This window comes from Psychrobacter sp. AOP22-C1-C5 (genome assembly GCF_052378885.1).
In the GTDB taxonomy this organism is placed as follows: domain Bacteria; phylum Pseudomonadota; class Gammaproteobacteria; order Pseudomonadales; family Moraxellaceae; genus Psychrobacter.
In genome coordinates this window covers 447,840-459,462 of the sequence record NZ_JBQSYC010000002.1, presented here as the reverse complement: position 1 = coordinate 459,462, position 11,623 = coordinate 447,840, and the positions used below count along the sequence as shown (strand labels likewise).

7 protein-coding genes are annotated in these 11,623 nt (G+C 40.5%); 5 read left to right on the top strand and 2 right to left on the bottom strand.

The features are described 5' to 3' along the window. Positions 1 to 89: 89 nt before the first annotated feature. Positions 90 to 1,160 carry a formate/nitrite transporter family protein gene (locus ACT3TH_RS04490; RefSeq protein WP_444754654.1) on the bottom strand — a complete coding sequence of 357 codons (1,071 nt, stop codon included), beginning with the start codon at positions 1,158 to 1,160 and terminating at the stop codon, positions 90 to 92. 291 nt (positions 1,161 to 1,451) lie between these two features. On the opposite strand from ACT3TH_RS04490, the gene ACT3TH_RS04485 reads away from it, so the two are divergent. From ACT3TH_RS04485 to ACT3TH_RS04465, 5 genes are all read left to right on the top strand, one after another. Beyond that, positions 1,452 to 4,409 (top strand): valine--tRNA ligase, encoded by a 2,958-nt coding sequence (locus tag ACT3TH_RS04485; protein WP_444754653.1) that lies wholly within the window; start codon positions 1,452 to 1,454, stop codon positions 4,407 to 4,409. Positions 4,410 to 4,566: 157 nt separating this feature from the next. Beyond that, entirely contained in the window at positions 4,567 to 6,030 is a 1,464-nt protein-coding gene (locus ACT3TH_RS04480) for a Na+/H+ antiporter NhaC family protein (protein ID WP_444754652.1), read from the top strand. A gap of 592 nt (positions 6,031 to 6,622) precedes the next feature. After that, complete coding sequence (locus ACT3TH_RS04475) at positions 6,623 to 7,192, top strand: ATP-binding protein (protein WP_444754651.1); 570 nt, start codon at positions 6,623 to 6,625, stop codon at positions 7,190 to 7,192. Then, positions 7,165 to 8,580, top strand: a complete 1,416-nt coding sequence (locus tag ACT3TH_RS04470; protein ID WP_444754650.1) for a hypothetical protein — start codon at positions 7,165 to 7,167, stop codon at positions 8,578 to 8,580. Before ACT3TH_RS04475 ends, ACT3TH_RS04470 begins: the two co-directional genes overlap by 28 nt. Before the next feature lie 330 nt (positions 8,581 to 8,910). Then, positions 8,911 to 9,651, top strand: a complete 741-nt coding sequence (locus ACT3TH_RS04465) for a hypothetical protein (protein WP_444754649.1) — start codon at positions 8,911 to 8,913, stop codon at positions 9,649 to 9,651. 694 nt (positions 9,652 to 10,345) lie between these two features. On the opposite strand, the gene ACT3TH_RS04460 is transcribed toward ACT3TH_RS04465, so the two are convergent. Beyond that, positions 10,346 to 11,476, bottom strand: coding sequence for a sterol desaturase family protein (locus ACT3TH_RS04460; RefSeq protein ID WP_444754648.1), 1,131 nt, complete (start codon positions 11,474 to 11,476; stop codon positions 10,346 to 10,348). Positions 11,477 to 11,623: the final 147 nt, after the last annotated feature.

Below are 11,623 nucleotides of genomic sequence, written 5' to 3'. Positions count from 1 at the left end.
GCGTTTAAACGTGTTATGGAAGACAAGTGCTTATATGTTTTTGCACTTATATGCGTTTGGTTTCAACTTAATACACTATTTATCAGAAACTATGATCGACGATCTCTGGTGCTCGCTCTTGCGGCGGCGGTTTGTTCTTTTACTTTTCTGACTTCAAATAAGAAAGTACGGTTTTTGAGTACTGCGACGAATACCACGCCACCTACCGTATTTCCTAGCAATACTACGGCTAAAAACACCAAATATCGCCATACACTAACGTTATTGCCATATAACAAGGCAGAAAACACCTCGATATTGCCCACGATACTGTGATGCAAACCCAAAAAACCGATACTACCAGTAATGATGGTCACTAAGACAATACGGCTTAGCGTGTCGCGTGCTGAAGTCACAAGCCATGCGGTGACGCCCATCATCCAGCCTGCCAGTATGGCGCTACCAAATATCACCCACCACTTAAAGCCCAAGATGTGTTCGGCATACGTGTCGATATCGCTCACGCTAAACAGTTGCATGTTTAAACCCAAACCCACCATTAAGGCGGCGAACAAACAGCCACCGACGATATTGCCCGCGATGACGATACTCCAAAGGCGCAACAGTTTGCTAAAGGGTTCGATCCCATTGAGTACAGGCAGGCTCAATAGGGACGTTTGCTCAGTAAATAGAAGTGATTGACCAATGACCACGATAATGAAACCGATCGGATAAAGCAGCGAGGCGAGTACAATCGCATAGTGACTGGGCATCAGGCCACTGAGAAGTGCAAAAGCCGCTAAAATCATAAAAAAACTGATACCAATCTCCAGTCCTGCGGTAAAAGCACTGGTAAATAGCGATCCCAGCAAACGCTCAAAGGTTTCTTTAGCATCCATTGCTTGCTCGACCAAAATGCTGGCGTAGCTTTTTGCTTGACTTACGTTGTCATCGTTGGCAACTTTTTTGATGGTTGCTTTGTCTTCTTCGCTAATCTCTTCTGAGAAGTCTTCGTCTTCTAAATGCTCAGTAACGTCGATGGATTTATTGTCCGATTCGTCATGTATAGCTTGGAGTTTTATGCCAGCGTTATGGGTGTGATTGGTTGCACCATCATTGAAGCTTTGATTGGCGTTATTGTCGGCCTGAGAGTTATCTTTATGCTCGGTATCTTGGGACACGGTCAGCTCGCTGTTGGTCAGATGGTATTTTTAAGGTTCTTTAATACTTTTTAAAACAAAGCTGTTACCCATATTTTATCGTACGGTGCTGGTATGTTCTGTTGAACATTTAGCGGAGTGGTGTGATTAATCTTCTATTGAGCCACTCATACCGCTTTTTCAAGCTGATAAATTGCCTTAATATCTAACAAAATCTGGTTATCTGCGTTAAAATCACAGTACTAATTATTTTTCCTGATTTTCAAATCCGTTATTTGACCACATTCATTATCAATAAAAGACCTTTTTACTATGAGCAATCCTGATACCGACATCAACGCAAAGACCAATCTCACCCAGTCCATTCAAGCTGCGCTAAATCAATTAGAAAATGCCTATAATTCTGCGGAAGTCGAAGCGGGCATGTACCAAGGCTGGGAAGAAAGCGATTATTTTAAACCAAGCTTTGATAAAGACGAGTCGTTTTCTATTGCCTTGCCACCACCGAACGTCACCGGCTCGCTGCACATGGGTCATGGCTTTAACAATGCGATTATGGATGCGCTCACGCGTTATCACCGCATGGATGGTGACAATACACTTTGGCAACCAGGTACGGATCATGCGGGTATTGCCACGCAAATGGTCGTTGAGCGTCGTTTGGAGGCGCAAGGTCTTAAGCGCCGCGATATGACGCGTGAAGACTTCGTCGATAAAGTGTGGGAATGGAAAGAAGAATCGGGCGGTAACATCACCAGTCAGATTCGCCGTTTGGGTAGCTCAGTTGATTGGTCGCGTGAGCGCTTTACCATGGATGATGGGTTATCCAACGCGGTAAAAGAAGTGTTCGTTCGTTTATTTGACGATGGTTTGATTTATCGTGGTAAGCGTTTGGTGAATTGGGATCCAAAATTCCAAACCGCACTGTCTGATTTAGAAGTGGTAAACCATGACGAAAAAGGCAGCTTATGGCATTTTCGCTATCATTTCACGGATAAAGACGTTACCACGCAAGATGGCAAAAATTACTTAGTCGTTGCCACTACGCGCCCTGAAACCTTGCTCGGTGATACTGCGGTCGCTGTGAATCCTAGTGATGAGCGTTACGCGCATTTGGTCGGCAAAACCATTACTTTACCGATCACAAACCGCATTGTCCCTATCGTGGCTGATGATTATGTCGAAAAAGACTTCGGTACGGGCTGCGTTAAGATTACGCCAGCGCATGACTTTAACGACTATGAATTGGGTCGTCGTCATAACTTACCACTCATCAATATTTTGGATGAGCGTGCCAATATTTTACCAGCGATGGAAGTCTATCCTGACTTACAAACCCGTGAGCCAGAGTTAGAAACCACGCCGAGCGAGTATGCAGGACTTGAGCGCTTTGCCGCGCGTAAATTCCTTGTTGAGCAAGCAGGCGAGCAAGGCTGGTTAGAAGAAGTAGAGGATTACGCCCTCAAAGCCCCGCGTGCTGAGCGTGGCGATACAATCGTTGAGCCATGGTTGACCGATCAGTGGTACGTGGCTGTCAAAGAGCTTGCCAAGCCTGCAATCGATGCAGTAGAAGATGGCAGCATCGAATTCGTCCCTGCTCAATACAAAAATATGTACATGGCGTGGATGACCGATCTACAAGATTGGTGTATCAGCCGTCAGCTCTGGTGGGGTCATCGCATCCCTGCATGGTATGATGACGCGACAGGTGAAATCTATGTGGCGCGTGACGAAAGCGAGGTGCGCAGCAAGTACAATCTAAGCGACGATGTGCAGTTGCGCCAAGATGATGACGTACTCGATACATGGTTTAGCTCGGGTTTATGGACCTTTAGTACGCTTGACTGGGCAGATGTCAACGCTGATCCGCGCGTGCTAGAAACCTTTCACCCAACCAGCGTACTGGTCACCGGTTTTGACATTATCTTCTTTTGGGTGGCGCGCATGATCATGATGACCATGCACTTTGTCAAAAACGAAGATGGCACGCCGCAAGTACCGTTCAAGACCGTGTATGTTCACGGTTTGGTGCGTGATGGTAATGGTCAGAAAATGTCGAAGTCAAAAGGTAACGTTTTAGATCCGATTGATTTGATCGACGGTATCGAGCTAGAAGCCTTGGTCGAAAAACGCACCAGCAATATGATGAATCCAAAAGACGCGGCCAAAATCGAAAAGCAAACGCGTAAAGAGTTCCCAGAAGGCATTCCCGCTTACGGCACCGACGCGCTACGCTTTACCTTCACATCGCTTGCCAGTACCGGTCGTGATATCAACTTTGATCTAAAACGCGTTGAAGGCTATCGTAACTTCTGTAATAAAATCTGGAACGCCAGCCGCTTTGTACTTATGAACTGTGTTGATGGCGATAGCAACGCTAAGCCAATTGACCAAACGGCGAACCCTGACGTTTGGGAGCTACCAGAAAAATGGATCATGAGCCGTCTGAACTCTAGCATCAAAGACATTCATCAGCATTTTGCCCAGTATCGTCTCGATATGGTCAGCCAAGATATTTATGAATTTATTTGGAATGAGTACTGTGATTGGTACGTAGAGCTTGCCAAAGCCAGCCTCAATGATGACTCGGTATCGGACGAGCGCAAAGCGCAAATCCGCTATGTGCTACTGCATGTGCTAGAGACCGCGCTACGCTTCACGCATCCAATCATGCCGTATCTGACTGAGCAAATCTGGCAAACCATCGCGCCGCTACTCGGTCGTAAAAACACCGACAGCATCGTGATCGCGAGCTATCCACAGACCGATGACAGCCAAATCAGTGAACAAACTGAGGCGGATATGGCGTGGCTACAAGAGCTAATCGCGAGCGTCCGTAATATACGCGGTGAGATGAAACTGGGTAACGCGGTACGTCTGCCAGTGCTCCTACAAAACGTCTCTAGCGAAGAAGAAGCGCGCCTGTCACGCATTAAAAACCAATTCAAAGCGCTTGCCAAAGTTGAGAGCTTAGAGATCGTCAAAGAAGGCGATGAGGTGCCATTGTCATCATCAAGTATGGTCGGTCAGCTACGTGTCCTTGTACCGATGAAAGGTCTGATTGATCCAACGGCTGAGCTGGCACGCTTGGACAAGTCATACGAAAAGCTACAAAAGCAAGCTGAAGGTATCGCCCGTAAGCTTGGTAATGAAGGCTTTGTGAGTAAAGCACCAGTCGAAGTCGTCGATGCTGAAAAAGCGAAATTGGCTGAGTTAAAAGGGCAGATCGCCGCGATGACCGCGCAGATGGAGCAGTTGAAAGCGTTGTAATCAAGCGTAAGTATCTATAGTAATAAAAAACGCTGTCACAATTGTGATAGCGTTTTTTATTGTCTGTATGGCAATATATCTATCGCTCATAACTTCTTAGATTTTTAAGCTCGCTAAATCAAGCCCCTCTATTTGAAATAACGTTTTAAGGAACACTATGTTATCTGCCTATCGTCAAGATACCTTTTTTCTTAGCCGTGTGTTGCCTGTCTTAACTGGTTTGGCTGTTATTTATGGTCTGTTATGGATGCTTGCAATCCCAATTAATGCTGTGGTGCTTGCCATTACGCTGATGGTTGTGTTTTGTCTGATTAAAATCCCTGTGGCCGTCTCCTTAGTATCGGCGGCTTTGCTTGGTGGTCTACACGCAAGAATGACAATGCCAGACATTTTACAAGTGTTAAATGATAACTTGCTGAGCGGCGCACAAGTCGGGATGACCTACATCATGGTTGGCGCGTTTGCCGTTGCACTGGCGAGAAGCGGCATTCTGGATTGGGTCGCACAAAAGATGGCGAGTAGTCTTAACCGTGAAGGCGCTCATGTACGACAGCAGGTCAAATGGATACTGTTTGCGCTGTTTATTGTGGCCTCACTGCTCTCACAAAACTTAATACCTGTACACATCGCGTTCATTCCTGTGCTGATACCGCCGCTACTTGGTCTAATGAACCGCTTACGACTCGATCGCCGTGCCGTTGCTTGTATTCTGGCTTGTGGTATTAGTGCGTCTTATCTGCTGCTACCGTTTGGGTTTGGCGCGATTTATCTGAATGAAATCTTGTTAGAGAATTTCAATAGCGTTGGCGCAGCATCTGGGTATGCAGCGACTGCCAGTATGGCACCAAAAGCGATGTTCTTTCCCGTCATGGGACTACTCGCTGGCATGCTGTTTGCGGTATTCATCACGTATTGTAAACCGCGTGATTATATAAAAGTGACGAAAGCAGAAACAGAAAATGCTGACATGATCGCTACTGACGAAAAAATCAAGATTGGTTTACAGCCGCTGCTGTTTACAGCGCTGGCAGTGGTTACGGTGCTATTGTTCCAAATTTATTTTGATTCGCTATTTATTGGCGCGATGATCGGTTTTATGATTCTTGGGTTTTCGGGTATTTACCGCTGGCAAGCGCAAGATGACGTGTTTACGCAGGGCGTGCGTTTAATGGCAGAAATCGCCGTTATTATTACCATTGCCTCCAGCTTTGGCGCATTGTTGACCGCTACTGGCGACATCGACCCACTTGTGGCCTCTGCGACTCAGTTCTTTGGTGACAATAAGCTGTTTGGCGCAGCAGTCATGCTGGTCGTTGGCTTGTTTATTACCATTGGGTTTGGCGATTCGTTTGCGTCTGTGCCTATTTTAGCGCCTATTTATATTCCACTTGCGTTTGCGCTTGGGTTCTCACCACTGGCGGCACTAGCGATGCTTGGTGCAGCGGCAGCGTTAGGCGATGCAGGTTCACCAGCGTCTACGATCACACTTGGCGCTACTGGTGGTCTAAATGCTGATGGACAGCATGACCATATTAAAGACAGTGTGATTCCAACCTTTTTCCACGCCAATATTGGTATGCTATTGTTTACGTGGGTGGCGGTAGTATGGTTGTTGGGGTAGGTTTTTATTATATCTTCATCGGATAACAGTTATATTTATATGACATAACTGAAAATTTGTGTATTATTAATTGAAACGTAGTAAGCCGACGGCATCGCGCGTAAGCTGGGCAATGAAAGCTTTGTCAGTAAAGCAAATGTAGAAGTGGTCGATGCTTAAAAAGCGAAGCTGGCTGAGCTAGAAGGGCAGTTGACGGTGATGACAGCGCAGATGGAACAGTTGAAAGCTTTGTAAGAAAAGTAAAGGCTTAAAGAGTATAGCCTCAGCATCTGAGTCCTTTAATAAAGGGCAAATATGCGATGCACGGGATAGGGTTCTTTAATGACTTAGCCCTCGCGCAAGAATAGATATTGTTCAATACGTCGCCATTTTTTTGGGGCGTATTTTATTACTAACCAGTTTTTTACAGTTATAAGCTATGACTCAATATTTGGATGCTACTATTTATAGGACTTTATAGCAGTTCTCTGCAAAGATTATCATGGGCTCTAACCGATTGAGGCCTGTACGCATAATTATATTTAGACCATATTTGTTTTTCTAAACACATACAACTATTTCAGATATAGAATAAGTCCTTTAAGGAAGTAATATGGCTACTAAAACACTTAAAAGTTCAGTAAAAGTAACGACTCCATCTATAAAGAAGAAGTTTAAAAATTCTAAACCTATCGAGTCTCTGTATGAATTAATTTGGAATGGGTTTGATGCAGGGGCAACTAAAGTTGAGGTAACTATTGAAAGGAATGAATTAGAAGGAATAGAAGAGGTTTTAATTTTCGATGATGGTAATGGTATTGATTTTTATAGCGAAAGTTGTGGTTTCAATAAATATGATGATTCTGAAAAGAAAAATTCTATACATACTCATGGTAAAGATGGGGTAGGAAGGTTTAGTTTTCATAAAATATCTCACAAAGCTGAATGGGATACTAAGAACAGTAAAAGAATATATAAAACTACTATTGATAGTACGGTACTTGAAGATTTCGATACAATTGAGCTTGAAGAAAATGAAATGGAACTGCTTCAGAATATTAATTCTGGAACAGTAGTGAGACTTATAGGCTTTGATGGACAAGAAAGTCTTCCTTCAGAGGATGATATTTTTAGGTTTTTATCTATAGAATTTGGATGGTATTTAGCTATAAAAAAAATGTAGAGATTTCTTTTAATGGAACAAATATTGAGATTCCACAAGCCGATACATTATCATATACTTTTAAAATTGATGGCTTAAGCTTCTATACGCAATTTTATCGTTGGTATAAAAAGCCCTCTTCTGAGAAGTCTTATGATTATTACATTACTAGTAAGAATAATGTTAAATCAAGAGAGCTTAGTGGTTTTAATAAAAAACCCAATTTTTATCTAAGTACGATAATAAAGTCGGATGTCTTCGATGACAATGATTTAGATTTAATAACAATGAACTCTGAACTGCTTGATTGGGGGCAATTAAAGTCTGAAATATTAGATAAACAAGAAGATATGTATTTGGAGTTTTTACAAAGTAAAGCTGATGAAGTTATAGAAAGCTATGAAGAAAAAGGGTTCTTTCTAAAACCTAAAGGTATTGATAAAGAGTATGATTCATGGCGCAATAATAATATAAAAATAGTTGTCAAAGAGCTCTATTTAAATGACCCTTCCTTATTCAATAATCTGAAAGAAAAACCTAATAAAATCTTGATAAGGTTGTTAGATAAGATAATGACTTCTAATGAAAATGACTCTTTAGTAGACGTTTTAGAAGGTGTTTTAGATTTGGAAACAGACAGTTTAGATAGATTGTCTAAAATTATTAAAGATTCTAGTTTAGAAAATATTATAAGTACAGTTGAGGAAGTAACTAAAAGGCTTAGTACTGTCAAGATGATAAGAGATCTTATGGAACATAAGTATCATAAAGTTTTAGAGACTCCTGACCTACAAACGATCATTGAGAAGAATAGTTGGTTATTCGGCGAGCAGTATTCTCTCATTGGAGCAGAAGAAGATGATTTTAATAAATTAAGTAAAAATCTTAGAAATCAGGTAAAAGGTATTGACGAAATAGAGGTTAGTGAAATTGATGAAGATATCGAAATTTCAGGTGCTAAAAGACAAGTAGATTTTTTCTTAGCAAGTAAAAATATGAGCTACGATGAGAGTAATAATCAGATATATAAATGTTTAATAATCGAAATTAAAAGACCAAGCATTTCATTAAACAAAAAGCATTTAAGGCAAGTAGAAGATTACGCAGAAATTATAAGTAAGCATCCTTCCTTTAGCAGTGATAAAATGAAATTTGAGCTAATTCTAATAGGTAGGAAAATATCAAAAGAAGATACGTCAATAAAAAGTAAACTCAAGTCTGCTGAAATACACCAAGAAAAAGGGTTAATTAATAAAGATGAAAAGATAAAAACGTATATACGCGATTGGTTCTCAATTCTGGATGAACACGAGCTCTCACATAATTATCTTTTAGATAAGCTTAAGCCTAAATTACCAGACTATACCGACGTAAAACCAAATAAGTTGATTGAGAAGTTACAAAACTAAAATCTTTCAAAAATCATATCGTATAGCAGATCCACTATAAAACTAATATAGCAAAATAAATACAGTACAGTACAGTAATCATAAGATAAATTTTGCGCCGCCTCTGTCTGCGCAGGCACAGCCAGCAAGTAAAATTTATCTTAGGGTTACGTAATCATCGTTGTACTCTTTTTATTTAAGGAGGGCTATATCTTAAGATGATCTGTAGATTCATAATTGAAAAAATTTACTGTGAGTAGTTCCTCATTTAAAAATAAAACTTAAAAATTAAATTTTCCTAATATTTCAAGTTTTTCTTTGTCTAAAATTTTATTACTGTTGAGGTATTTTGTGTCTAAATCTAGATATGTTAAAGAAAAAGACTATAAGTTATTATATAGTCTATCAGCTGGTCGCTGTAATATTTGTGGTAATTCAGTGTTCATACCTATTTCGGATGACTCTGGGTTTGTACATATTGGAGAGATGGCACATAATGTAGCGTATTCCAATAATTTAGAAGCTCCAAGATCTATTGATAATAGTATTCCCGATAATACATACAATAATTTAATATTATTATGTGCTAATGACCATAAGATAGTTGATCAAGATCTGAATAAATATACCGTTGAAAAAATTCGTGAGATAAAAATAAATTTTGAAAATAGTATTATTGATAGGGTAGATGCTAGTAATTCAAGTAATGATAAATATTTAGTTGACCTTATCAATGGATACTGTGATTTCCAATATATATTAAATTCGATTGATGACCCTCTATACGTATTGCCACATAATATTGGAAATATTGGAGATGTTAACAACTTCATACTAGAGAAGTTTACACCTTCAATGTATCCATTTGATGACGAGCTACTGAATAATTATATGAAGAATATTCTACACGCTTATTATGGATTAAGAAATTATATTTTTAAGTACTATTTTCCAAGTGACGGTATAAATCTAATATTATCGATAAAACATTCAATCCAAGAAAAAGAAAGAAACGACATAATATATTTCTCTAGTCTGCTATCTAAAGCTATTTATAACTGGATATTATATTGCAGATCAAAATACTCTTGATTTTTTATTTAGGACATACCATTTAACTATTGGACAGTATCTGCCTTTAAGCCAACTTAATATCGATGGCGCTTTGCCGATAACTTTAAAGTTTACTCGTTAAAGTCCGATAGAGAGATAGAAATCAGCTGCTTTATTTTAGATAGTACAGGGAAGCTGATAAACGATGATTTCATATTGTTCTATAATTAATCAGCCTTACTTAGCCATTGGGTTTTACAAGCTCCATGCCAACCTACGATACTCAACTTTCACTTTAGAAGTTTGCATATTTATAAAGAAGCATTCATAATCAATTTACAACTCACCCTTAGTATATGAGAGTAAATTCTTGTCTTGCCTAGGGCAAATAAACCGTTACTGCATCATGCTGTAGCGGTTTTTTTATCTCTATACTTTAAGCAGTTATTGATAATCAAGCGAAACCATGCCGTGGGTGCGGTTTAGCCCTGATTGACGCGGTAGCTTGGTGAAGTGTGGCGCATACAGCGCTTTGCCTAGAGGTAGTATCGAGAGAACAGGAACGCCACTATGCTTAGGCGCTGTGCACCACAGCCTGCCAACTACAAGCAGACAGCGGGAAGGGCTACCCTATATTTAAATCAGGATAGTAATTAAATTAGTGCAACATGGATAAAGAATAAGCTAAATTGGCATTGAGGTATAAAGCCCAACGCTCTTCTGAATTATTCAATTAATTTTTCTTACGTTGTTTGTGTTGCAGCGGATATACCAACTGCGCCACAAAGCCTTCTGGTATTTTTGTATTGGCTGTCGTACCGTATTTTTTGGGTAAATGGTCTGGCAGATGAGCGGTTTTAAATATCACATCATAAATGGGTAAAAAGGCGGCAAAGTTTTTGTCCCATGCTTCTTTTTCTGACGAATGATGCCAATGATGAAACTCTGGCGTTGCCAGCACCCAGCGAAAATACGGAAAACGGAAACGCACATTGGCATGAATAAAAATAGCGTGAAAAGAAATAAACACCAAATAAGCATAGGTGGCCGCTGGAGAGAAACCCATAAATAATAACGGAATATAGCCGACAAAACGATTCACAATCAGCTCAAATACATGCACCCGACTCGCCGCCAGCCAGTCCATGTGATGCGAAGAATGATGCACGGCATGGATGCGCCACAGAGACGGGACTTTGTGCATACTGCGATGAATCCAATAACTAAAAAAATCCACTATGATCAAAATCTCTATAAATTGCAGTACTAAAGGCTGACCACTGACCATCTGATGCCATGAGGGATTGAGCCATTGATTAAATAAAATCTGTGCAGGAATGATGGTAAAAAAACTCAGTAACTGAATACCCAAATGGCTAAACATGAAGTATTTAATATCGGTTACCCAGCCAGATCGCAACAGTTTTTGTTCTTTATATTTGGCATAAAACCGCTCCATAGGAATAAACACCAGCGCGGAAATTAACAGCGTTAAAATAAAATAGTCCAAACCTGCATATATACTACGGTCATAGTAATTGGGCTCGATCTGTCCTGATGCGAGCAGCGCTGCAAAGGCATTGAGTAATATGCCCGCCATTCCCCAGCGCTTAGACGGATTGCGTAGCAGGCTAACAAAACCCGACACAAAACCAATGACCATACCTGCAAACAACAGGCCTCGTAAAATATGTTGATTATATAGCGGTCTAAAATCTGGCGTGGTGAGTAGGTTGGGGAATAAAAAACACAAAGCAGCAAGCGTGGAAAGTATGCCCAAAGATACCGCGATAAAGGCAGAGACTTGCCCTGAGCCTTTTTTTATTTCACGGTCTTCTAAGTGTTTGCGGAGTAATTTGCTCATAGTTTTAATGTGTTAATGCCATTTGGCTCTAATTTAGCATTGTTTAACAAAAATCGCTCTATTAATTACTCAACATTGTTGGATAAATATCGTGGATTGCAATGGTATTGTAAAAAGCCGCGTTGACAGAGTAGGGCAAGCTTTGAT